Annotated in this window: 18 protein-coding genes; 7 read left to right on the plus strand and 11 right to left on the minus strand. The window is 68.3% G+C overall.

Going from position 1 to position 24,095, the window contains the following annotated elements; translation table 11 throughout:
• Window positions 1–10 precede the first annotated feature (10 nt).
• Window positions 11–2,104: a TonB-dependent receptor domain-containing protein gene (locus ABE454_RS02825; protein WP_346528828.1), complete on the minus strand. Its 2,094-nt coding sequence runs from the start codon at window positions 2,102–2,104 to the stop codon at window positions 11–13.
• Between the two features lie 308 nt (window positions 2,105–2,412).
• On the opposite strand from ABE454_RS02825, the gene ABE454_RS02830 reads away from it, so the two are divergent.
• Window positions 2,413–3,339 (plus strand): LysR family transcriptional regulator, encoded by a 927-nt coding sequence (locus ABE454_RS02830; RefSeq protein WP_346528831.1) that lies wholly within the window; start codon window positions 2,413–2,415, stop codon window positions 3,337–3,339.
• A 9-nt stretch (window positions 3,340–3,348) separates the two neighbouring features.
• On the opposite strand, the gene ABE454_RS02835 is transcribed toward ABE454_RS02830, so the two are convergent.
• The 3 genes from ABE454_RS02835 to ABE454_RS02845 form a co-directional block, all read right to left on the minus strand.
• On the minus strand, window positions 3,349–4,566 hold the full coding sequence (locus tag ABE454_RS02835) for an MFS transporter (protein WP_346528834.1): 1,218 nt from the start codon (window positions 4,564–4,566) through the stop codon (window positions 3,349–3,351).
• Window positions 4,567–4,674: 108 nt separating this feature from the next.
• On the minus strand, window positions 4,675–6,069 hold the full coding sequence (locus ABE454_RS02840; protein ID WP_346528835.1) for a sensor histidine kinase: 1,395 nt from the start codon (window positions 6,067–6,069) through the stop codon (window positions 4,675–4,677).
• Entirely contained in the window at window positions 6,047–6,724 is a 678-nt protein-coding gene (locus tag ABE454_RS02845; RefSeq protein WP_346528837.1) for a response regulator transcription factor, read from the minus strand. Before ABE454_RS02845 ends, ABE454_RS02840 begins: the two co-directional genes overlap by 23 nt.
• Before the next feature lie 120 nt (window positions 6,725–6,844).
• Here ABE454_RS02845 and ABE454_RS02850 point away from each other — a divergent pair, with 120 nt between their 5' ends.
• The 6 genes from ABE454_RS02850 to ABE454_RS02875 are packed head-to-tail and all read left to right on the plus strand — an operon-like array spanning window position 6,845 to window position 15,339.
• Window positions 6,845–8,128 (plus strand): isochorismate synthase, encoded by a 1,284-nt coding sequence (locus ABE454_RS02850; RefSeq protein ID WP_346528839.1) that lies wholly within the window; start codon window positions 6,845–6,847, stop codon window positions 8,126–8,128.
• Window positions 8,125–9,753 carry a (2,3-dihydroxybenzoyl)adenylate synthase gene (locus ABE454_RS02855; protein WP_346528841.1) on the plus strand — a complete coding sequence of 543 codons (1,629 nt, stop codon included), beginning with the start codon at window positions 8,125–8,127 and terminating at the stop codon, window positions 9,751–9,753. The genes ABE454_RS02850 and ABE454_RS02855 overlap by 4 nt, the downstream gene beginning before the upstream one ends.
• Window positions 9,750–10,412, plus strand: a complete 663-nt coding sequence (locus ABE454_RS02860; protein ID WP_346528844.1) for an isochorismatase family protein — start codon at window positions 9,750–9,752, stop codon at window positions 10,410–10,412. Before ABE454_RS02855 ends, ABE454_RS02860 begins: the two co-directional genes overlap by 4 nt.
• Window positions 10,409–10,672, plus strand: a complete 264-nt coding sequence (locus ABE454_RS02865; RefSeq protein WP_024353927.1) for a phosphopantetheine-binding protein — start codon at window positions 10,409–10,411, stop codon at window positions 10,670–10,672. Before ABE454_RS02860 ends, ABE454_RS02865 begins: the two co-directional genes overlap by 4 nt.
• A gap of 9 nt (window positions 10,673–10,681) precedes the next feature.
• On the plus strand, window positions 10,682–14,572 hold the full coding sequence (locus ABE454_RS02870; protein WP_346528845.1) for an amino acid adenylation domain-containing protein: 3,891 nt from the start codon (window positions 10,682–10,684) through the stop codon (window positions 14,570–14,572).
• Complete coding sequence (locus tag ABE454_RS02875) at window positions 14,569–15,339, plus strand: 2,3-dihydro-2,3-dihydroxybenzoate dehydrogenase (protein WP_346528846.1); 771 nt, start codon at window positions 14,569–14,571, stop codon at window positions 15,337–15,339. Before ABE454_RS02870 ends, ABE454_RS02875 begins: the two co-directional genes overlap by 4 nt.
• Before the next feature lie 21 nt (window positions 15,340–15,360).
• Here the strand turns inward: ABE454_RS02875 and ABE454_RS02880 are convergent, their stop codons facing one another.
• The 7 genes from ABE454_RS02880 to ABE454_RS02910 all read right to left on the minus strand — a co-directional run bounded on the left by ABE454_RS02880 (window position 15,361) and on the right by ABE454_RS02910 (window position 24,076).
• Complete coding sequence (locus ABE454_RS02880; protein WP_346528849.1) at window positions 15,361–16,512, minus strand: amidohydrolase; 1,152 nt, start codon at window positions 16,510–16,512, stop codon at window positions 15,361–15,363.
• A gap of 98 nt (window positions 16,513–16,610) precedes the next feature.
• Window positions 16,611–17,387 carry an SDR family oxidoreductase gene (locus ABE454_RS02885; protein WP_346528852.1) on the minus strand — a complete coding sequence of 259 codons (777 nt, stop codon included), beginning with the start codon at window positions 17,385–17,387 and terminating at the stop codon, window positions 16,611–16,613.
• 14 nt (window positions 17,388–17,401) lie between these two features.
• Window positions 17,402–18,424 (minus strand): phosphotransferase family protein, encoded by a 1,023-nt coding sequence (locus ABE454_RS02890; protein WP_346528855.1) that lies wholly within the window; start codon window positions 18,422–18,424, stop codon window positions 17,402–17,404.
• Complete coding sequence (locus tag ABE454_RS02895) at window positions 18,421–19,671, minus strand: acyl-CoA dehydrogenase family protein (RefSeq protein ID WP_346528858.1); 1,251 nt, start codon at window positions 19,669–19,671, stop codon at window positions 18,421–18,423. The genes ABE454_RS02890 and ABE454_RS02895 overlap by 4 nt, the downstream gene beginning before the upstream one ends.
• 18 nt (window positions 19,672–19,689) lie before the next feature.
• Window positions 19,690–21,057, minus strand: a complete 1,368-nt coding sequence (locus ABE454_RS02900; protein ID WP_346528859.1) for an aspartate aminotransferase family protein — start codon at window positions 21,055–21,057, stop codon at window positions 19,690–19,692.
• Window positions 21,058–21,156: 99 nt separating this feature from the next.
• Window positions 21,157–21,762 (minus strand): TetR/AcrR family transcriptional regulator, encoded by a 606-nt coding sequence (locus ABE454_RS02905; protein ID WP_346528861.1) that lies wholly within the window; start codon window positions 21,760–21,762, stop codon window positions 21,157–21,159.
• Between the two features lie 40 nt (window positions 21,763–21,802).
• The gene (locus tag ABE454_RS02910; RefSeq protein WP_346528863.1) at window positions 21,803–24,076 is read right to left on the minus strand and encodes a TonB-dependent receptor; all 2,274 of its coding nucleotides are present in this window, start codon (window positions 24,074–24,076) and stop codon (window positions 21,803–21,805) included.
• Between the last annotated feature and the right edge of the window lie 19 nt (window positions 24,077–24,095).

The following is a 24,095-nucleotide window of genomic DNA, read 5'->3' on the forward strand; positions in this document are numbered from 1 at the left end:
TTTCTCCGGATCAGAAGCGGGTGGTCAGGCCAACGAAGAAGCGGCGGCCGGGAGCGTAGTAGCCATCGCCGTTGCTGCCGGTGATGGTTTCAGAGAACAGGTTGGTGATGCCGGCCCGCAGCGTCACCGATTCCGAAGCGTCAAACGCAGCGGTCAGATCGAACTCGGTGTGATCGTTGGTGATCGTCGATCCTCCGCCCAGTTGTTCCCCGGTGTACTGGCCCGAGAGCATGATGCCCAGACGCTCGGTCGCACGCCAGTCCAGAGAGGCGTAGGCCGACCATTCAGGCGTGGTGATCAGGGTCGCGCCAGTATCGAGGTTCTTGGCCTCGATCATCCACGTGGCGTTTCCGCGCAGGGTCAGGTCATAGGGCAGCTTGGCCAGGCCGGTCAGTTCCAGCCCCTGGGTGCGAGCCTTTTCGACGTTTTCGTTCTTCGTCCACCAGCGGCCTTCATAGTAGCCGAGCGGCGCGTATTGGATCTTGTTCTTGAAGTCCGTGTAGAAATAGGTCGCCCCGAAACGATAGTTGTCGGTGTCGTACGAGAAGCCGATTTCGTAGCTGGTGCTTTCTTCCGGGCTCAGATCGGGGTTGCCGGCCATCCAGCAGCCGCCGGTCTTGTAGGTCATGGGCAGGCCGTCGGCGTCCAGGATGACGTTGCCGTTCTTGTCCTTGGCGATCAGGCCCTTCAGGCCATTACAGCCGTTCCCGCGCGAGTTCGTCGCGGCGCCGGGGCTGTTTTCCTTCAGCGAAGGCGCACGGAAGCCTTGCGAAATGCCGCCGCGGATCGTCCAGGTTTCGGCCGGGTGCCAGACCAGATAGGCGCGGGGGCTGAAGTGCTCGCCGTATTTGTGGTGGCTGTCGAGACGGCCGCCCAGGGTCAGCAGCAGGTTTTCACGCAGCGTGATCTGATCTTCGGCGAACAGGGCGGCGGTGTCGCCCTTCAGCGTCGCGCCATCAACCACATGACCTTCATAGTCGACCGGAATGGTGCCGATCGTCTGGGTGTTGGTCAGTTCTTCTTCGCGATACTGCGCGCCGATGGCGAACTTATGATCCCAGATGAAGTTCTTTTCGAACTTCAGCAGGCCGTCGATGATGAGCTCTTCGAACTCTGCGGTGCCGCCGCCCGAGGCCTGATCCTTGTTGGTGAAGGCGTTTTTGTAGATGTCGATGCGGGATTCCCCGAACGACCATTTGCCTTCATGGCCCAGACGATAGGAGGTGCGTTCCGTCTCGGCGCCCCAGCTGGACTGATCGCCGCCGGTGGCCGTCTTGGCGCTGGGCGCGATGGGATCTTCGAGGCCGTAGCTGCCTTCCAGCGAGAAGCTGTGGTCAGCGACGGGCGCCCAGGTCAGCACGCCGTTCAGATTCTTGGAGGTGACGCCGGCCGTGCCGTTGTTGCTGCCGATGACGACTTCGTCAGGGTTGGAGCGGGCATAGGTGGCGCCCAGGCGCAGGCCCAGGGTGTCGGTGATCGGTCCGGCCGCATTGACGCCGAACTGATAGGCGTCGCCGCGATTGGAGTTTTCGTCCCACGTATAGCTGGTGTTGGCCGAGCCGCGCCACGTCGGGGCGATCTTGCGGGTGATGATGTTGATGACGCCGCCCATGGCGTCAGAACCGTACAGCGACGACATCGGGCCACGCACCACTTCGATGCGCTCGATCATGTCGGGCGAGATCCAGTTCAGATCCTGGCGGCCCAGGTCGGGACGGTAGCTGATGTCGCGGGCGTTGCCGATGCGGCGCCCGTCGACCAGGATCAGGGTGTAGTTGTCCGGCAGGCCGCGGATGGTGATCTTCGACATGGCGCCGGTAGGGCTGATGCCGCCCGTTACGCCCGGCAGGCGACCCAGCAGTTCGCCCAGGCTCTGGACCGGCTGGCGCTCGATCTCGTCGCGGGTGATGACGCTGACCGAGGCGGGCGCGTCACGCACATCGACGCCCGTGGCGGATGCAGTGACGACGACGTCGTTGACCGAGGTCGCCTGCGGATCGACGCTCGATGCGTCCGGCAGGACCGTCTCGGCCAGAACCGGCGAGGTGGCGAGGAGGGTGGATGTCATCAGGCCCAGCCCGATGCTGCGTTTCGATATGTGCATCTGCGCCCCCAAAGGCGTACGGTTAGGCGGGCGACGAGCGCCCGGGAGGGGAGGAAAGCTCGACCGTGCGAGCGACGGCGCTCCTAATAATCATTCGCATTATTGTCTCAATGCCGATTACGACATGAGGCGCATTCGCAATTGGGCATGATGTTGGCGCTGCGGCGGCCGACAGGCGGCCGGGCGCTCGGACCTTGCGAAAGGTTCGACGCAAGTGTTGCAATTAAGATGCGTTCTTAATACTTCCGGGGCGGCGCGTCGGGGCGTCACTCAAGGCGTCCGCCTGGGGCGTCATGCAGCGAGGCCTTATGCCGGGGCGGTTTCTCAATCGCGTTGATTTCACCCTGCTCCAGCATCTTCAGGTGCTGATCGAGCAGCGCAGCGTCTCGCGCGCGGCGGAAAAGCTGGGCATCGGCCAGCCCGCCATGAGCCGCATTCTGGCGCGCCTGCGCGATCAGTTCGACGATCCGCTGCTGGTGCGCGGTCCGCGCGGCATGATGCCGACCCCGCGCGCCGAGGCCCTTTACGCCCCGCTGCGGGCCTGGCTGGAGGCGGGCGAGAGCCTGCTGCGCGATCCGGTCGAGGATGTGGGCCGGATGAAGCGGATGTTCCGCATGGCCTCGACCGACTACGGCCTGCTCAGCGTCCTGGCGCCCGCCATCGCCCGCATCGGGCAGGAGGCCACAGGCGTCGGCCTATCGGTCGAACCCCTGTCCGACATGAGCTTGAGACGGCTGGAGGACGGCCGTCTGGATCTGGTGCTGACGGGCTGGAGCCCAGAGGGCTCGGGGCTGAAGTCGCGCTGGCTGTTTCAGGAGACGCAACTGGGCCTGGCGCGGGCGGATCATCCCGTGCATCAGGCGCGGCCGACGCATTCAGACCTGTTGCAATGGCCGCATGTCGTCTGTTCAGCGGGCGACGGTTTCGGCGACTGGGTGGCCGAAGACCTGCCGGACATGGCCGAGCGCCGCGTTCTGGTGCGCGCCGAGAGCTTCTCGCTGGCGCCCTATCTGTTGCATGAGGGGGATGCGGTCGCCCTGTTGCCGCGCCGCGCCGCGCGCCGGTTCGCCGCGACGCACGGCCTGCGCACCTTTCCTGCGCCCGAAGGAATGAAGCCCTTCGACTATCATCTGGTGTGGCACGAACGCTCTGACGGCGACGTGGGCACCCGGTGGCTGGTCGACGCCCTGTCTGCGGCCTTCGAGGCAGAGCAGGGCGACGCCGCCTTCGCCTGACGCGGTTTATTATTCAGCCGAGGCGCGTTCTGCCGACAGTCGCGTGGCGGGCCACAGGGCGGCGATCAGGATCATCACCGCCGACAGCGCATAGGGCGCGCCGTGGGCCACCTGATAGGCCAGGGTGGCGCCCAGCGGGCCGATGACCGCGCCCAGACCCTGGGCCGCGCCCACGGCGCCGGCGGCGGCGCCCTGTTCATGGGCCTCGACGGCATTGGCGGCCAGGGCCGATTGCGACGGATAGACCCAGCCCATGCCCGCCGCGATGACGCCATAGGCCGCCCACAGCTGCAGCGGGGTGGCGGCGAAGACGGCGCAGACGAAGCCGACGGCGGCGATGCTTCCTCCGATGCGGATGAAGCGCGAGGGCGGCCAGTTCAGGCGGCGCAACACCATCTGGGCCGAGAACAGCACCACTCCGACGACGGCCAGGGCGATGCCCGCCGTGCGCGCGGCTTCGTTCGGCGACAGGCCGAACCGGTCCAGCGCCAGGAAGCCGACCACCACCTGACAGACCACGACGCCGCACATGGCGAAGAAGGCGGTGGCGACGGCGCGGCGGATGCGGACGTCCGACAGCTTCAGCATGGATTTCTTGCGCGTTTCATGCGGCGCGTCCGTCGGCAGGAAGCGCCACACGGCGATGAAGGCCAGCACCGGCAGGGCCGAGATGATCAGCAGGGAGGCGCTGAGGCTCCAGCCGGCCAGCAGGCCCGCGGCGCCGGGCCCGAAGACGATGCCCAGAGAACTGGCGGCGCCGACGGCGCCCATGGCGCGGGCGCGCTCGTGCGGGGCGGTGTTGTCGGCGACCACGGCGGCGCAGATCGGCGGCACGGCGGCGTAGAAGGCTCCGGCGGCGGTGCGCGCCGCCGTCATGCCGACAAAGCTGATGATGGCCGCGGGAACCAGCGCCAGCGCCGCGCTCATGAACAAGCCCAGGAAGGCGTAGCTGACGGCGAAACCGGCCAGGGCGGTCAACAGCACCCGGCGCCGTCCGATCTCATCGCTGCGCGCGCCCCAGAAGCGGGCCATCAGCATCCACGCCAGACCCGCCGCCGTCACCGCGGCGCCGACGTGCCACGGCTGCAGGCCCAGGACGCGCGCCATCGGCCCGACAACGGCGACGAAGGCCATCATCGACATGCTGCCCACGCCCGCCGTGAACAGCAGGGGCTTCAGGCTGAAGGCGCCGCCGGGCGCCGCCTCGGTCGCGGATACAGTGGTCATGGGCGGCTCCTGAAAGACGTGAGGCGGCTTACTCAACCAAGTGCGAATGAATTGCAACAAGGCGCCTGTTGGCCTTCGTCGTCCTTACGCGCGCGTTGCAGGCAGGAGTCAGGCGCCCGGCAGGGTCAGTTCCACCGCCAGTCCCGGCTGGTTGTCGTCCAGCCGCAGCGACCCGCCATGCGCCCGGACCACGGCGGCGACCATGGCCAGACCCAGACCGGCCCCCTTGGTGCGCTCGCTCCCGTCCTGATCCAGCCGATAGAAGCGGCGCAGCACCTTTTCACGCTCGGCCTCCGGCACGCCAGGGCCGTGGTCGGCGACGCGGATGACGGCCTGTGCGTTCTCGCGGCCGGTGGAGAGGCTGATCCGGCCGCCGCCGTGGAAGACGGCGTTCTCGATCAGATTGGCCAGCGCCTGCTGCAACAGGGCGGGGTCGGCCTCGACCGTGCCGGTGGGATTGAGGGCGAGCGTCAGCTGTCCGCCCGCCTCCTCGACGAAGGGGGCGTAGATGTCGGCCACGGCGCCGGTCAGGGCGGCCAGGTCCAGCGGCTCGGTCTTCAGGGCCGCGTCGCCGCTTTCGATCCGCGCCAGCGTCAGCAGGGCCTCGAACAGGGCGCTGACCTGATCGGTTTCTTCCAGCGCGCGCTCGACGGCGGCATCGCGCGATGCGGCGTCGTCCATGTCGGCGGCCAGATTCTCCAGCCGGTTGCGGACCCGGTTCAGCGGCGCGCGCAGTTCGTGGGCCACGCCCTCGGACAGGGTCTTCAGCGTCGTCAGCGCCGCCTCCTGCCGGTCCAGCATCCGGTTCAGATTGGCTGACAGCTCATCGAACTCGCGCCCCAGGCCGACAGCGGGCAGGCGGGTTGAATCCTGACCGGCGATGATGCGGCCGACCGCATGGTTGACTCCCTCCAGTCGTCGCAGGAACAGCCGCCCGGCGGCCCAGCCCCCGGCCAGCGCCAGCAGGATCAGGGCGATCCCGCTCATCAGGGCGTAGCGGCGGATGCCGCCGCGCAGTTCGTCCAGATGCTGGATGTCGCGCCCCACCGCCAGCAGGCCGCCGTCGGACGCCTGGGCGCTGAGCACCAGCATATTGGGCGTCTGGTCGGGCCAGCGCGCGGGCCGCGCCTTGTTGGGCAGATTGCGCCGGAAACCGCTCTGGTTCACCGCCAGCCGCGTCAGGCCGTTGGAGAAGCTGCTGCCGTCCGGCGCCTCGACCAGCAGCAGATAGCGGCGGGCGTCGCGGTTGCGGGCCTCGGCGTTCAGTTCGTCGACCAGCTGGGCCGTGCCGTGCCGGTTGGCGTCGGCGCGCATGACGTCCATCTGGTGGCTCAGCCCTTCGCGGACCTCGGCCTCGGCGAAGCGCATCAGCCCATAGTCCACGCCCGCGATCATCACCGCCGCGCCCAGCCCGAACAGGGCCGAAAAGGCGACGGCGTAGCGCAGGCTGGCCGTGGTCCAGACGGACGGGCGCTTGGGCTCAGTCCGGGGCCTTGAGGACATAGCCCACCCCCCGGATGGTGTGGATCAGCTCCTGATCGAAACCGCGATCGACCTTGGCGCGCAGGCGGCTGATGTGGGCGTCGATCAGATTGGCGCGCGGGTCGAAGTGAAAGCCCCACAGGCTTTCCAGCAGCATGGTGCGCGTCACGGCGTGACCGGCGTTGCGGGCCAGCCGCTCCAGCAGTTTGAACTCATGCGGGGTCAGGTCCAGCGTCTGGCCCGCGCGGGTCGCCCGGTGGGCGGCCACGTCGACTTCCAGATCAGCGACCCGATGCCGCGTCGTCGCCTCGGCCAGCGGCGGGCGCCGCACCAGCGCCTGCAAGCGCGCGCTCAGTTCGCTGAAGGCGAAGGGCTTGACCAGATAGTCGTCGGCGCCCGCGTTCAGCCCCGCCACCCGGTCGTCGACCGAGCCCAGCGCCGTCAGCATCAGCACCGGCGTCTTCAGCCCGCTCGCGCGCATGGCCTGCACGGTTTCGATGCCGGGCAGGCCGGGCATCATGCGGTCGACCACGATGGCGTCGTATTCGCCCTCCATCGCCATGTGCAGGCCGGCCTCGCCGTCGCCCGCCTCATCGACCGTATGCCCCTGCTGGCGCAGGCCGTCGGCCACGAAGGCGCGGGTTCGGGCATCATCGTCAATGACAAGCATTCGCATGAGCGCCCTTCTAAACCTCTGCGGCGAAACGACCAGACCGGGCTTGGAATTAATCTCGCCGCAAGACAACGCGAAGGTTGCTCGGCTATAGGCCGGTTGTTGCGAATGATATGCAACAGCTTGAGCGCGACAGGGATCGTCATGGAGTCGAGAGTAGCGGAGTTCTGGGGCGCGCCCGATCTGTCGGTTCAGATCGGCGGCAAAAGCGTATCCGAACGCCATGAGGCCGCTGCGCCGAAGAATGAGATGGATTGGGCGTTCGGACTCAGCACGCCGGAACTGCGGCTGTTCACCACGGGCCTGAAGCAGCGCCTGACGCCGGGACCGGCGGCGACGCTGGGCGCGCGGGTGCGCGGTTTCTTCGCCGATCTGCCGGTCGCCCCCGAAACCGATGAGCCGTCGCCGCGCCTGCTGGTCGGCGCCCTGCCGTTCGACCGCCGCGCCGACGACTGCCTGTTCCTGCCCGAGCGGGCGGCCAACCGCATCTGGGACATGCCTTCGGGCGCGCACCGGCCCGCGATCCGCGCCCTGACGCCCGAGCCGTCGCGCGCGGCCTATGAGGCGGCGGTGACGCAGGCGCTTGAGGCCATGCGCGCCTCTCAGGGCGGCGCCGAGCCGGTCGACAAGGTGGTGCTGTCGCGCAGCCTGAAGGTTCAGGGCGACGGCGCGATCGACCCCTTCGCCCTGTGGCGCGACCTGAAGGCCGACCCGACCGCCGCCCGTTTCCTGACGCCGCTGGGCGAGGGCCAACAAACTGGACAGGGCGGCGCCATGCGCCGTCTGGTCGGCGCCACGCCGGAACTGCTGGCGTCCAAGCGCGGCCCGGCCGTCTTTTCTCACCCGCTGGCCGGATCGGCCCGCCGCAGCACCGACGTGGTGCAGGACGAGGCGGCGGCGCAGAGCCTGCTGTCCTCCGACAAGGATCGCCGCGAGCACGCCCTGGTGGTCGAGGCCATCATGGACCTGCTGGCGCCCTGGTGCAGCGACCTGCGCGCGCCTCCGGGACCGGCCCTCGTCTCGACCCGGACCATGTGGCACCTGGGCACCCGTATCGAGGGGCGGCTGCATCGTCCCGATGAAACCTCCGCCGCCGAACTGGCCGCCCTGCTGCATCCGACGCCTGCCGTCTGCGGCTCGCCGCGCGACCGGGCGGCCGAGATGATCCACGCGCTTGAAGGCTATGACCGGGCCTTTTATGCCGGGGCCGTGGGCTGGACCAACGCCTTCGGCGACGGGGCGTGGTACGTCTCGCTGCGCTGCGCCGAGACGTGCGGCGATCAGGCGCGTCTCTATGCCGGGGCGGGCATTGTCGAAGGCTCCGACCCCGCCGCCGAGGCGGACGAGACGTCAGGTAAGTTCCAGGCCGTCCTGCGCGCCCTGGGCGTGGATGAGGCGAGCGTATGATTCCCCTGCAACAGATCTGGCCGGACGACATGGCGGCGCGTTATCGGGCCAAGGGCTATTGGCGCGGCGAGACCTTCTCCCAACTGCTGCGCAGCCGCGCAGAGGCGCAGGGCGACGCCGTCGCCGTGGTCGGCATGGACAAGCGCTGGACCTATGGCGAACTGCTGGAAAAGGCCGAGACGGCCGCCGCCGGTTTCCTGGCGCTTGGGCTGAAGCCCGGCGACCGGGTGGTGGTGCAACTGCCCAATCTGCCCGAGTTCCTCAGCGTGGTGTTCGGCCTGTTCCGGGCCAAGCTGATCCCCGTCTATGCGCTGCCCGCGCACCGTTCCAGCGAGATCGTCCACTTCCTGACGCGGGCCGAGGCCTCGGCCTATGTGGTGGCTGACCGGCATGAAGGCTTCGACTATCGCGCCCTGGCCCGCGCCGTTCAGGCCGAGGTTCCGAACCTGCGCCATGTGGTCGTGGTGGGCGAGGCCGAAGAGTTCGCCTCCTTCGACGGTTTCCGCTCTGATCCGGCCTCCCTGCCGACGGATGATGTCGATCCGTCCGACGTGGCCTTCCTGCAGATTTCGGGCGGGTCGACCGGCCTGTCCAAGCTGATCCCGCGCACCCACGACGACTATCTCTACAGCGTGCGTGAAAGCGCCGACATCTCGGGGCTGGAGCCGGAGAGCGTCTATATGACGGCTCTGCCCGCCGCGCATAATTTCCCGATGAGCTCGCCCGGCTATCTGGGCGCCCTCTATGTCGGGGCGACGGTGGTGATGGCGCCCTCGCCGTCGCCGGACGTCTGCTTTCCCCTGATCGAGCGCGAGGGGGTGACGATCACCGGCGTGGTGCCGCCTCTGGCCCTGCTGTGGATGCAGGCGGCGGCCAAGAAGACCCACGACCTGTCCAGCCTTCAGGTGCTGCTGGTCGGCGGGGCCAAGTTCCTGCCCGAGGCGGCGCGGCGCGTGCGCGCCGAACTGGGCTGCACCCTGCAACAGGTGTTCGGCATGGCCGAGGGGCTGGTCAACTACACCCGGCTGGACGACCCCGAGAGCCTGATCGTCGAGACGCAAGGACGCCCCATCAGCCCCGATGATGAAATCATGATCGTCGACGACGCGGGCGCGCCGGTGGCCGAGGGCGAGCCGGGCAATCTGCTGACGCGCGGGCCCTATACGATCCGGGCCTATCACAACGAACCGGCGGCCAATGCGCGGTCCTTCACCGACGACGGCTTCTATCGCACCGGCGACGTGGTGCGCCGCACGCCCGAGGGCTACCTCGTGGTCATGGGCCGGGCCACCGACCACATCAACCGCGCGGGCGAGAAAATCTCGGCCGAGGAGGTCGAGGATCATCTGCTGGCCCACCCGGCCGTGTTCGACGCCGCCGTGGTGTCGGTGCCCGACGACTATCTGGGCGAGAGGATCTGCGCCTTCGTCATCCCCAACGGCGCCCCGCCGCGCGGCGTCGAGCTGAAGGCCTGGATGCGCAAGCGCGACATCGCCGACTTCAAGGTTCCGGACCAGATCGTCTTCGTCGACGACTTCGCCGTGACCGCTGTGGGCAAGGTCAGCCGCCGCGAACTGCGCGCGGCGCTTCGCCAGCGCATTCTGGAAGACGAGGGCAAGGCGTGAGCGCATCCTCTGAAGAATCTGGCAAAGGCCTCCCCACCGTCCCGGCCTACGCCCTGCCGACCGAGGCGGATATCCCCGCTTCGCGCGCCCAGTGGACGCTGGAGCGGGATCGCGCCGCCCTGCTGGTCCACGACATGCAGCGCTATTTCATGCGCCCCTATGCGCCGGGCGCCGAGCCGCTGCCCGGCCTGATCGCCAACATCGCCCGCCTGATCGCGGCGGCGCGGGCGGCGGGCGTTCCGGTCTTCTATACCGCCCAGCATGGCGATCAGGATCGCCGCGACCGGGGTCTTCAAGCCGACCTGTGGGGGCCGGGCATGAGCCGCGCGCCCGAGCACGAAGAGATTTTGCCCGAACTGGCCCCGGCGCCGGGCGACTTCCCTCTGGTCAAGCACCGCTACAGCGCCTTTCAGCGCAGCAACCTCGAGACGCTGATGCGCGTGCGGGGGCGGGACCAGCTGATCGTCTGCGGCGTCTACGCCCACATCGGCTGTCAGCTGACGGCCGCCGAGGCGTTTCAGCGCGACATTGAACCCTTCTTCGTCGCCGATGCGCTTGGCGACTTCTCGCGCGACAAGCATATGGGCGCAGTGGCCTGGGCCGCCGACACCTGCGCCGTGGCCCTTTCGACGGCGCGCGTTCTGGAACGACTGACATGACCAAGCTGACCCCGCAGGATCTGACGCTGGAACGGATGCGCGCCGATGTCGCCGCCGTGCTGCACGAAACGCCGGACTCCATTCTGGACGACGACAATCTGATGGACCTGGGCGTCGATTCCTTGCGCGCCCTCAACCTGTCGCTGGCGTGGAGCGAGGCCGTGCCGCTGGAGTTCAGCGAACTGGCCGAACACACCACGCTCGCAGGCTGGTGGAGCGTGGTTCAGGCGCGCCTGCGCGCCGCCGGTCACGACGCCTGACCTGACATCATGGACGACGGACGCATGGCGGCGGCGCTGGAATACCCGCTGACGGAAGCTCAATCCGGCCTGTGGTTCGCCCAGAGGCTGGACCCGGCCAATCCGATCTTCAACACGGCCCACTATCTCGACATCCGGGGCGATCTGGACGTTGAAGCCTTCCGCGCCGCTGTCGATCAGACCGCCGCCGAGGCCGAGGCCCTGTCGCTGCGTTTCGTCGAGAAGAACGGCGAGGTCGTCCAAACCCTCGACCCGACCCATCGGCCGCTGCTTCAAATCGTGGACGTGTCCGCCTCCGCCGATCCGGTCGCTGAGGCCATGGCCGCCATGCGCCGCGACCATGAGACGCCGCTGGACCCGACGCGCGATCCGCTGGCCGCCAACATCCTGTTCCGCATGGGGCCGCAACGCTTCCTTTGGAGCCTGCGCGTTCACCATCTGGCCACCGACGGCTTCGGCATGGCCCTGTTGACCAACCGCGTGGCGGAACTCTACAACGCCGCGCGCGGCGGCCCGGCGCCCGGCCCGGTCTTCAACCCCATCGCCAAGGTGTGGGACGAAGACGCCGCCTATCGCGCCTCGGACAAGCGCACGGCCGACGCCGCCTACTGGCGCGACATCATGGGCGACGCGCCCGAGGTCGCCTCCCTGGCGCCCGGCAAGGCCACGACCGCCCACCGCTTCCATCGCATCGAGCGCGCCCTGCCGCCTGAGGTCACGGCCCGCCTGCGCGCCCGCGCCGACGCCGGGCGCCTGTCCTGGCCCGACGTGCTGACGGCCATCGGCGCCGCCTATGTCCGCCGTTTCTCGGGCGCGGAAGAGGCCGTGATCGGCGTGCCGTGGATGGGCCGTATGGGCAGCGCCTCGGCGCGCACGCCGGCCATGATCATGAACGTCCCGCCGCTGCGCCTGACGCTGGACGAGGACGCGCCGCTGGACGAACAGCTGATCGCGGCCTCCAAGGCTCTGATCAAGACCCGCCGCCACGGCCGTTACCGCAGCGAGCAACTGCGGCGCGACCTGGGCCTGATCGGCGGGGCGCGGCGTCTGTATGGGCCGCTGGTCAACGTCCTGCCGTTCGACCTGCCGCCGCGCTTTGCCGGGCTGGACACGACGCTGAAGGTGCTGGGCACCGGCCCGGTGGACGACATCAGCTTCACCTTCCGTGGCGACGCCGCCCCGGCCCTGACGTTGGAGGTCGACGCCAACCCCGACCTCTACACGCTGGAGGAGGCTGCCGCCCACGCAGAGCGTCTGGCCGCCTTCCTGACGAACGCGCTGGACGCCGAGACGCTGGGCGAGGTTCCCATCGCCACGCCGGGCGAAGCCGCGCGCGAACTGGAAGCCTTCAACGCCACCGCCCATCCGGTGCCCGACACGACGCTGACGGCCCTGCTGGAGGCGGCGATAAAGGCGACGCCGGACGCCCCAGCGCTGACCTTCGGCGAGCAGACCCTGACCTACGCCGAGCTGGACCGCCGCACGGCGGGGCTGGCCTCGTCGCTGGCGGCGCGCGGCGTGGGGCGTGAAAGCCTCGTCGCCGTAGCCCTGCCGCGTTCGCTGGAACTGGTCATCGCGCTCGTCGCGACCCTGCGCGCAGGCGGCGCCTATCTGCCGCTGGATCTGGAGCATCCGGCCGAGCGCATCGCCGCCATCGTCCGCGCCGCCGGGCCGGGCGTCGTGCTGGCTCATGAAGACATCGGCGGCGCGTTTGGCGAAACCCTGCTCGCGCCCGCTGAGTGGCCCCTGGAGTGCGCGTCGCCGGTCGTCTATCAGGCGGGCGAGGACGCCGCCTATGTCATCTACACCTCGGGGTCGACCGGCGATCCCAAGGGGGTGCTGGTCGAGCATCGCGCCATCGTCAATCGCCTGCTGTGGATGCAGGCCGAGTACGGCATCGGCGCCCAGACCCGCATCCTGCAGAAGACACCCGCCACCTTCGACGTGTCGGTATGGGAGTTCTTCCTGGCCCTGATTTCGGGCGGCGAACTGGTCGTGGCCCCGCCCGGCGCGCACCGCGATCCGGCGGCTATCGCCGGGCTGATCCGCCGCCATGCGATCACCGATCTGCACTTCGTCCCCTCCATGCTGTCGGCCTTTCTGGCCGACCCGGCGGCCAAGGGAATCGCGGTCGCCCACGTCTTCTGCAGCGGAGAGGAACTGCCCGCCGAGCTGCGCGACCGTTTCCACCAGACGGTGAGCGCCGAACTGCACAACCTCTACGGCCCGACCGAGGCGGCGGTGGACGTCAGCTATTGGGCCGCCGGGCCGGACGATACGTCCCGCCCCATGCCGATCGGCTGGCCGGTATGGAACACGCGGCTGGTCATTCTGGACGAGCGCCTGCGCCCCGTGGCGCCCGGCATGGGCGGCCATCTGCATCTGGGCGGGGTGCAGCTGGCGCGCGGTTATCTGAACCGGCCCGACCTGACCGAGGACCGCTTCATCCCCGACCCGCACCATCCGGGCCAGCGCCTGTATCGCACCGGCGACGTGGCGCGCAGGCGGGCCGACGGCGCGGTGGTCTATCTGGGCCGCAGCGACCATCAGGTGAAGATCCGCGGCCTGCGCATCGAACTGGGCGAGATCGAAGCCGCCGTCATCGCCAGCGGTCTGGCGCGCGAGACGGTGGTGCTGGCGCGCGAAGACCGCCCCGGCGAGCGCCGTCTGGTCGCCTATCTGGTCCCGGCCGAGGGCTATGACCCCGCCGCCCTGAAGGCGAAACTGGCCGCGCGCCTGCCCGACTACATGGTGCCTGCCGCCATCGTGGCGCTGGACGCCCTGCCGACGACCTCCAACGGCAAGCTGGACCGCAAGGCGTTGCCTGCCCCGGTGTTCGAGGCTGCTGCAGGCCGTGCGGCCGAGACGCCGACCGAGAAAATCATCGCCGAACTGTTCGCCGAGACGCTGGGCCGGGCCGAACCGGCGGGCGCCGACGACGACTTCTTCACGCTGGGCGGCGACTCCCTGCTGGCGGTGCATCTGATGATGCTGATCCGCGAGCGGCTGGGGCGCGATCCGGGGCTGGGCGCTCTGTTCGACCGGCCGCGCGTGGCTGAACTGGCCGCCCTGATCGACGCCGAGGCGCTGGACTTCGACAACGGGCTGGGCGTGCTGATCCGTCTGGCCGAGGGCGATGCGGCCCTGCCGCCGCTGTTCCTGATCCACCCGGCGGGGGGGCTGTCGTGGGGCTATCGCACCCTGGCGCGCGCCCTGTCGCCGCGCCGCACGGTGTGGGGCGTGCAGTCGCCCGCGCTGGACCCGCAGAACGCCCTGCCGGACGGGATCGACGCGCTGGCGTCCGTCTATGTCGATCATATTCTGGCCTTGGGCGCGCCCGGTCCGGTCCACATCGCGGGCTGGTCCGTCGGCGGCATCATCGCCCAGGCGGCGGCGGTCGAGCTGGAGCGGCGCGGCGTCAAGGTCGGGCTGATGGCCATGCTGGACTCCTATCCGGCCGAGTGCTGGCGCGCCGAGCCGGACCCGGATCCGGTCGACGCCATGCGGGCCCTTCTGGCCATCGCCGGATACGATCCGACCCAGTATCCCGAGCTGCGCAGCCGCGCGGCCATTGTCGCCTTCCTGAAGGCGGGCGACAGCGCTCTGGGCGGCCTGCCCGAGGCGGCGCTGGACGGGGTGATCCGCGTGGTGCTGGACACCAACCGCCTGGTGCGTGAACACCATCATAAGGCTTTCGGCGGCCGCACCACCCACGTCCGCGCGGCGCTGGATCACAAGGAGCGCGACCTGACGCCCGGCCTGTGGCGCGCTTACGCCGCCGATCTGGACGTGGTCGAGGTTCCCTTCCTTCACCCGCAACTGACCGGCCCGGCGGCGACGGCTCTGATCGCCCCGGCTCTGGACGCCCGCATGACCGCTTTCGAGGAGACCGCACGATGAGAGACAGCGGACTGTCCGGCCGTCTGGCCCTGGTCACGGGCGCGGGCGGCGGCATCGGCGCCGCCGTGGTGCGGCTGCTGGTCGAGGAGGGCGCGCGCGTGGTGGCGACCGACCTGCCGTCGACGGCCCTGTCGGGTCTGGCCTTCCTGAACGGCGTGCGGGTCGAGCCGCTCGACGTGTCCGACGGCGCGGCGGTTGAGGCCCTGTTCGACCGCATCGAGGCCGAGGACGGCCCGATCGACTTTGTGGCCAGCGTCGCGGGCGTCCTGTCCAATGTGACGGTGGATCAGACTTCCGACGCCGAATGGCGCCGCGTCTTCGCGGTCAATACGGACGGGCCTTTCCACCTGGGCCGCGAGGTTTCGCGCCGGATGGGCGGGAGGGGCAAGGGCGCCTTCGTCACCGTCAGCTCCAACGCGGCGGGCGTGCCGCGTCATGCGATGGCGGCCTATGCCGCGTCCAAGGCGGCGGCGACCATGTTCACCCGCTGTCTGGGGATTGAGCTGGGACCCAAGGGCGTCCGCTGCAACATCGTCGCCCCCGGCTCGACCCTGACGTCGATGCAGACCGGCATGTGGGCTGACGAAGACGGCGCCGCCCGCGTCATCGCCGGCTCGCCCGAGACGTTCAAGGCGGGCATTCCGCTGCAGAAGCTGGCGACGCCAGAAGACATCGCCGAGGCGGTGGTCTTCCTGCTGTCCGACCGCGCCGCCCACATCACCATGACGGACCTGTATGTCGACGGCGGGGCCACGCTGCGCGCCTGATCCCGCCGCCTGTGACTGCCTTTAAGACAGCTTCGCCTCGACGATCCGGGCGAAGACCGAGGCCACGTTCGGCAGCAGGTCGTCGTTGAAGTCATAGGCGGTCTGGTGGACCATCGTCCCGCCCTGGCCGACGAAGAAGTAAGCGCCCGGCGCGATCTGCAACATGTAGGCGAAGTCGTCGGTGAACGGATACGGCTTCAGGTCGCGATGCACCTTGTCCGCGCCGAACACGCCGCCCGCCGCAGCCGCCGCCACATCGGCCTGAGCGGCGGCGTTGAAGACAGGGGGCACGCCCGCCGTCTCGCGCACCGTGACGGTGCAGCCGGTCATGACGCCGACGCCCGCACAGATGTCCTGAAGCTTCTGCCACATCGTCTCGATCACCTCGGACGAGGTGGCGCGCAGGGTGCCCGCCAGACTGGCTTCGTGCGGCACGACGTTGTGCGACGATCCGGCCTGAAGCTTGGTCACGGTGATCAGGGCGGGCTCCATCGGGTCGACGTGACGGCCGACGATGGACGAGATTTCCGAGGCCACGCGCACGGCGGCCTGAACGGGGTCTTTCGTCTTGTGCGGAGCGGCGCCGTGGCCGCCGACGCCCTGAATCTCGATCTCCCACACCTTATAGCCGTTCATGGTCGGGCCGGTGTGGACCGCCGCCTCGCCCAGCGGCAGCAATGGCATGTTGTGATAGCCATAGACCTCGTCGCACGGATAGCGGTCGAACAGGCCGTCCCTGATCATGGCGACGGCGCCCAGACCCGTCTCTTCCGCGGGTTGGAAGATCAGCACCACGCGGCCGCGCGGGGGCGGGTTGGCGGCCAGATGGCGCGCGACGCCCAGCAGGGTCGCCGTATGGCCGTCGTGGCCGCAGGCGTGCGAGACGCCGGGCTTTGTCGAGGCGTGGGGGGCGTTGCTGTCGTCGTTCATGGGCAGGGCGTCCATGTCGGCGCGCAGGCCGATGGACGGGCCGGGCTCGCACCCTTCGACGACGGCGACCACGCCTTCACCGCCGATGCCGCCCTCGGGCTTCAGGCCCAGCCCTTCCAGCACCTCGAACACCAGCCTGGCCGTGCGCGATTCCTCGCCGGACAGTTCCGGGTGGGCGTGGATGTCCCGGCGCCAGGCGGTCATTTCGGGGGCCAGGGCGGCGAGGGCGGGCAGGGGCGTCATGGGGGGCTCACGCATCCGTCGAACAGGGGAGGCGACGAGGTTAGCATCGCCGCCTCCGAAACGACATAGCGGGCCGAAACGCCCCCTTCGCCTGCGCCTTACAGGGTGCCGGTGACGGTGGAGCCGCCGTCGATCACCAGCGTATGGCCGCTGACATAGGCGCCTGCCTGAGAGGCGAGGAAGACGGCGGCCCCGGCGATGTCTTCCGGCTCGCCGATCCGGCCCAGAGGCGTGGCGCCCTGCAGGCGCTTTTCGGCCTTGGGGTCTTCCCACAGGGCGCGGGCGAAGTCGGTGCGGACCACGCCGGGCGCGATGGCGTTGACCCGCACATTGTGGCGGCCCAGCTCGACCGACAGATTGCGCACCAGCTGAAGGTCGGCGGCCTTGGAGATGTTGTAGGCGCCGATCACGTCCGAGCCGATCAGGGCGCCGATGGACGAGACGATGATGATGGCGCCGTCCTTCTTCTCGATCATCTCGGGGGCGACCATGTTGATCAGCCAGTGGTTGGACAGGACGTTGTTCTCGAAAATCTTGCGGAAGTGCGAGTCTTCCAGCCCCAGCATCGGGCCATAGGCGCTGTTGGTCGCGGCGTTGCAGACCAGGATGTCGACGCCGCCGAAACGCTCGCGCGTCTGGGCGACCAGATTTTCCAGCGCCGCCTTGTCCGAGATGCTGGCGGCGATGGCCACGGCCTGTTCGCGGCCGCGGCTTTCGTTGATGGCGGCGGCGACGGCGTCGCAGGCGTCCTGTTTGCGGCTGGAGATGACGACATTGGCGCCCGCCTCGGCCAGGGCCTCGGCGATGGCCCGGCCGATGCCGCGCGACGAGCCGGTGACGATGGCGGTCTTGCCGCTCAGATCAAACATACGCATGGGCGAAGGGGTCCTTATTCTTCGGCGCCGGCCAGGCGGGCTTCACGCCAGGCGGCCTTGGTCAGGGGTTCCAGCATGGCCACGGCGTCGGCGGCCTTGGCGCTGGAGGCGTTGCCCGACAGCATCCGCTTCTTCACGCCCTGGATGATGCCGATCAGACGGAACAGGTTGAAGGCGAAGTGCCAGTGCAGGTCCGGCAGGTCATCGCGGCCGGTGGCGGCGCAATAGCGCCGGGCCATGTCGTCCAGCGACGGAATGCCCGCGGCCTCAAGGTCCAGCCCGTTCAGACCGGCGCGGCCGTCGGCGGGCAGGATCCAGTTCATCGCCAGATACGCGAAGTCGGCCAGCGGATCGCCCAGCGTCGCCAGCTCCCAGTCCAGCACGGCGCGCACCGTCATGGAGTCCGGCGCATAGATCAGATTGTCGATGCGATAGTCGCCGTGGATGATGGCGGTGCGGGTCTGTTCCGGCGCGGTGCGCGGCAGGAAGTCGATCAGGCGCTCGACCTCGCGCAGGTCGTCGGTCTGGGCGGCGCGATACTGCTTGGTCCAGCGGGCGACCTGACGCTCGAAATAGTTGCCGGGGCGGCCGAAGTCCTCCAGCCCCACGGCGACCGGATCGACGCTGTGCAACTGGGCCAGGGTATCGACCATGGCCTCATAGGCGGCGCGACGCTCAGGCGGCGACAGGTCGGGCAGGGCGCCGTTCCAGAAGGTGCGCCCCTCGACCAGCTCCATCACATAGAAGGCCGAGCCGATGACGGCGTCGTCCTGACACAGGGCCAGCGGCGCAGGCACGGGAAAGCCGGTCGGATGCAGGGCGCTGATCAGCCGATATTCGCGCTCGACCGCATGGGCCGAGGGAAGCAGGGGGCCGAAGGGCCGACGGCGCAGGACATAGTCCCGGCCGTCGAGCGTCATCCGATAGGTCGGGTTCGACTGGCCGCCGGGAAACTTCTCCAGACGGATGTCGGCGGGCGCGGCGGGCAGGACGCCCGCCAGCCATTGCCCCAGACGCGCGACGTCCAGATCGCTCATCGGGCCGCCTCCGCGTGGCGGGCGAACTCGGACCGGGCGATGGCGCGGGCGTGGACCTCGTCCGGGCCGTCGGCGAAGCGCAGGGTGCGGATGCCCGCCCAGGCCGCCGCCAGTTCAAAGTCCTGGGAGACGCCGCCGCCGCCGTGGGCCTGAATGGCGTCGTCGATGATGCGCAGGGCCATCATCGGCGCCTGGACCTTGATCATGGCGATCTCGTCCTTGGCCGCCTTATTGCCCGCACGGTCCATCATGTCGGCGGCCTTCAGGCACAGCAGGCGCGTCATCTCGATGTCGATGCGGGCGCGGGCGACGCGCTCTTCCCAGACCGAATGCTCGCCGATCCGCTTGCCGAAGGCGACGCGCGTCATCAGGCGGCGGGCCATCGCCTCCAGCGCCTCTTCGGCCGCGCCGATGGTGCGCATGCAGTGGTGGATGCGGCCCGGCCCCAGGCGCCCCTGCGCGATCTCGAAGCCGCGCCCTTCGCCCAGCAGGATGTTCTCGACCGGCACGCGCACGTCGGTCAGGCTGACCTCCATGTGGCCGTGCGGGGCGTGGTCATAGCCATAGACGCTCAGCGGCCGCTCGATCTTCACGCCCGGCGCATCCATCGGGACCAGGATCATCGACTGCTGGCGATAGGTCTTCGCGTCCGGGTCGGTCTTGCCCATGACGATGGCGATGCGACAGCGCGGATCGCCCGCCCCGGACGACCACCATTTGCGGCCGTTGATGACGTAATGGTCGCCGTCGCGACGGATCTCGGTCTGGATATTGGTGGCGTCGGACGAGGCGACGGCCGGTTCGGTCATCAGGAAGGCCGAGCGGATCTCGCCGTTCATCAGCGGCGTCAGCCATTTCGCCTTCTGCGCCGGCGTGCCGTAGCGGTGCAGCACCTCCATGTTGCCGGTGTCGGGCGCCGAACAGTTGAAGACCTCGCTGGCCCATTCGATGCGGCCCATCTCTTCGGCGCACAGGGCGTATTCGAGGTTGGTCAGGCGCTCGCCCGTGAACTCGAAATCGTCCGGCTCAGTCATGCCTTCGGGCGCGGGCGGCATGAACAGGTTCCACAGCCCGGCGGCGCGCGCCTCGCCCTTCAGCGCCTCGATCGAGGGCAGGGGCGCGGCCCAGCGTTCGCCTTCAGCCACCTCGGCGTGGACGGCGGCGATGCGCGGGCGCACCTTCTCGGCCATGAAGGCCCGGACGCGCGCCTGGAACGACCGTTCGCGTTCCGTCAGGGTGAAATCCATCGCTTAACTCTCCTTAAGTCAGGCCACGACGCCGAGTTGGTCTTCCCACTGGCCGAGGGTTCGGTCGACACGCTCCATCATGTCGGACAGTTCGTCATCTGAAATCACGAAGGCCGGGGCGATCCACATCGGCAGACCGCGTTGCAGCACCGGACGGCGCCGCTGGCCGTAGAGAGTGGAATAGAGGGCGACGCCGTTGTCCAGTGCGGCGCGCTGGAACTTCTGTTCGGCCTCTGCCTCGGGGTCGAAGAAGGCGCGGCCCTCAGTAGAGGGTTTGACCAGCTCCATCACCATGAACAGACCCCAGCCGCGCACATCGGCCACGCACGGGTGGGCCAGCAGTCGCTCGCGCCATGAGAACAGCTGGACGTTGCGGTCGCGCACGGCCTGCAGCAGATCATCTTCACGGATGGCGTCGATGACGGCGCAGCCGACCGCGCAGGCCAGGGCGTTGCCGCCATTGGTGAAGCCGTGAACGAAGGCGGCGCCCTCGCGATAGGGGGCGTTGACCCGGTCGCTGACGATCACCCCGCCCAGCGGCACGTAACAGGACGAAAAACCCTTGGCGACGGTGATGATGTCGGGTTTGACCGAATAGTGGTCCATGCCGAACCACTGGCCCGTGCGGCCGAAGCCGGTGACGACTTCATCGCTGATGAACAGGACGTCGTTGTCGTCGCAGATGCGGCGGATCTCGGCCCAGTAGCTATCGGGCGGCACCACGCCATAGTCAGGCCCGCAGCCGTGCGGAGTGGCGATGAAGGCGGCGATGACGTGGGCGCCGTGGAACTGGATGACCTTGTCCAGCTCGCGCGCGGACTGCACGCCCCATTCGTCGCGCGTCAGATGGGCGGGCTTCTGATAGTCGCTGTATTGCGCGATCTTGGGCCACTGGAAAGTCATCGGGTCATAGTGGCGCGTCGTGCCGGGATTGCCCGACAGGCTCATCGTGGCCAGCGTCATGCCGTGATAGGATTCATAGCAGCTGACGATCTTGTGCTTGCCGACGGCGCCGCGGGCCACGTGATACTGGCGGGCGATCTTCATGGCCGTCTCGACCGCCTCCGACCCGCCGGACACCAGATAGGTGGCGTTGAAGCCCTCGGGCGCGACCTCGGCGACCTTTTCGCACAGGTCGGCGCGGCGTCGGTTGGCCAGCATCGGGTGGACGTAGCAATAGGCGTCCAGCTGACTGCGCACCGCTTCGGTAAGGCGCGGGTGGCTGTGGCCCATATTGACCGCGAACGGCCCGCCCGAGGCGTCGTAGTAGCGCCGCCCTTGGGTGTCATGGATGAAGACGCCCTCGGCGCGGGCGACCTCGACCGGCAGGGAATGATCGGAAAAGGCCTTGTCCCAGCCGGACCCTTCGGGGGTTGACGCGGTCATGAATGCAACTCCGAAATCATAACAGTTGTGATCTAAAAAGCCTGCCTGAACCAAGGGGCGTTCTGACGCAGCCTTCGCCGCGTCTTCAGTCGGCGGGGATCAGGGTTTCAGGCGGTTGAAATGGGTTCTGAGCAGGCGGCGCTGGCGCTCGACCGTCAGATAGGCGGGGGAGATCAGCACCTGCACGCCCAGCCCGTCGATGACGGCCAGCAGCAGGTCGGCCTCGTCCTCGGGGTTCAGGTCGCTGCGGATGCAGCCGCCGGCGATCAGCTTGCGGAAGGTCGCGCTCCAGCTGGAACGGATGGCTTCATAGAAGCGGTGGTTCTCGCCCGACTGGCGCTGTTTGACGAAGGAAGAAGTGGTGAAGGCCAGCCACACCTTCCACCAGCGGACCTGCGCCTCGGTGTTCGGCAGCAGGCCGCAGACGTATTCGATGTAGCGTTCCAGATCCATTTCGCCGAGGTGGAACTCGCTGCGCTGTTCCTCGATGGCGGCGATCAGCTCGGTCAGGACGACGTCGAGCATTTCCTCCTTGTCGCGGAAATAGTGGGTCAGGACGCCGGTGGTGCAGCCCAGTTCCTGGGCGATGGCGCGCATCGAGGCCTTGTCCAGTCCGTCGCGCGCGATGACGCGCAAGGTGGCGGCGACCACATCGGACCGTTTGTCCTGTCCGCGATCGGATCTGCTGCGTGTCGCCGCCACCATGTCGTCCCCTTAGATCCAGGTTGATCCTGTATCGGATCGCTTACCAGCTGGCCTTGACCCCTACAGTGATGCGGCGAGGCTCGGCGTACATCGCCTGGGAGAAGCCCAGGGCGTTCACATCGACCGCATACATACGATACCTTTTATCGAAAAGGTTGCTGGCCGAGACATAGAGTTCCGGCCCCGCGTCCTTCAGTCGATAGGCGATGCGGGCGTCGGCCAGACCATAGCCGTCTTCCTGCGCCACCGGCGAGTTGTTGATGTCGAAATACTGCGACGTGACATAGCGGCCGCTGAGGCTGAACAGCATGGCGTTCTCGCCGACCGGCAGCTCATAGTTGACGCCCAGATTGGCCGAGAAGCGCGGGGCGTTGGCCAGACGGCGGTCCGCCTTGCCGCCCGTGGGCGTGTCGATGTCATAGGCGCGGGCGCTCAGGACCTCGAACCCGCCCGAGATATCCAGCCCTTGCGTGACGCGGGCCGCCAGTTCCACATCGATGCCGTTGATCTTGGCGTCGGCGTTGGACAGGAAGCTGCTCAGCCCCTCGGTGCGGAAGGCCTGGAAGTCCCTGTAGTCATAGTGGAAGGCGTTGGCGTTGGCGCGGATGCGGCCGTTCATCCACTCGGTCTTCACTCCGACATCATAGCTGTTCAGCGTCTCGGGCTCATAGGGCATCTGCTGCGGCGTGATGTGCGAGGCGTCCAGCGGATTGTTGAAGCCGCCCGACTTGAACCCGCGGTTATAGGAGGCATAGGCCAGAATGCCCTTCTGGGGCCGCCACTCGATGCGGGCGCGGCCGCTCATCTGGCTGTTCTTCTGGCGGGCCACGTCGCCGTTCAGATCGCGGCTGAAGGCGAAGATGCGCTCGACATAGTTGGTCGGCGAATACAGGCCCGAACCGTCCACGTCGAAATACAGGTCCTGGGTGAAGTCGATGGTCCGGCGCTCATCGGTCCAGCGCAGGCCGCCGATCACGGTCCAGGTCGGGGTGATCTTGTACGACGCTTCGCCGAACAGGGCGTAGGACTCGACCGTCAGGTTGAAGTCGGAATCAAAGGCCGCATCCGAGGCGTAGACGTTGAACTGACGCCCGTTCCAGACCTCGTTGTGGAAATAATAGGCGCCCGCCAGCCAGTTGAAGCGGTCGCCCGTTCCGGCCAGTCGGAACTCCTGCGAATACTGTTTGGTGCGGCTGTCGGACGCGATCTCGGCGATCTGCAGCGGGGTGACGTCGGTGTCTTCGATATAGTTGGTGGCGTTGCGGGTGTAGTCGCTCACCGAGACGAACTCGATATTGTCCGTCAGATCGGCCCGCAGGCGCAGGGTGGTGGCGAAGTTGTCGCGCTTGTCATGCCCCGGATTATCGACCGCGCCGGAATAGGGATCGCCGTCGTCCAGCACGGACAGGCTGGGCGTGTTCGGCACGCCGAAGATCTGGTGCGCGGGAATGTCGACGGCATAGCCCATGCCGTCGGCGTTGGTCGCGGTCGGCACGAAGGTCGCCTGATTACGCGAGGTGCTGTGCCCGCCGCGCGCGATCAGGTCCAGATCGAAGCGCGCGCCGGAATAGGCCAGACGGAACCGCCCGGCCGAACGGTCGACGCCGCCGCCGTCGGGGCCGTCGGCGTTCTTCATATAGGGGTCGACCTGCTCGACCACGCCGGATAGGCGCGCGGCCCAGCCGCCGCCCAGCGGCGCATTGACGGCGCCTTCCATATAGGAGCTGTCGCTCCCGGCGCGCAGGTCGATCTTGCCGCCGAACTCATCATAGGGGCGGGTGGTGATGAAGTGGACCAGACCGCCGGTGGCGTTGCGCCCGAACAGCGTCCCCTGCGGCCCGCGCAGCACCTCGACCTGCTGGATGTCGAAGATGGGCGATGCGCCCGAGTTCATCGACGCCTGATAGACGTCGTCGACATAGACGGCGACCGGGCCTTCATTGCCGACGCCGAAGTCGTTCAGGCCGACGCCGCGCAGGTTGAAGACGACGGTGCCGCTGCTGCCGGTCGGGGCGGTGAAGTTCAGGCCCGGCGTCGCCTTGACCAGGTCGCGGCCCGAGGTCACGCCCAGATCGGACAGCTTGTCCGCCGAATAGGCCGAGACGGCGATGCCGACGTCCTGCATCCGCTCGGAGCGGCGCGTGGCGGTGACGATGATGTCGTCCACGGCGGCGGCCCCGCCCTGTGTCGAGGCGTCCTGCGCCGGCGCATCCTGAGCGGCGGCGGGCGCGGCCAGTCCGGCCGTCAGACTGGCGGCCAGGGCGATGGCGACCCAGGACGCGGCGTTCAAAAGCGTATTGTTTTTATTATGCATTGATCTTCCCTCCCTTGTT

This window comes from Brevundimonas diminuta, from assembly GCF_039673845.1.
In the GTDB taxonomy this organism is placed as follows: Bacteria; Pseudomonadota; Alphaproteobacteria; order Caulobacterales; family Caulobacteraceae; genus Brevundimonas; species Brevundimonas diminuta_E.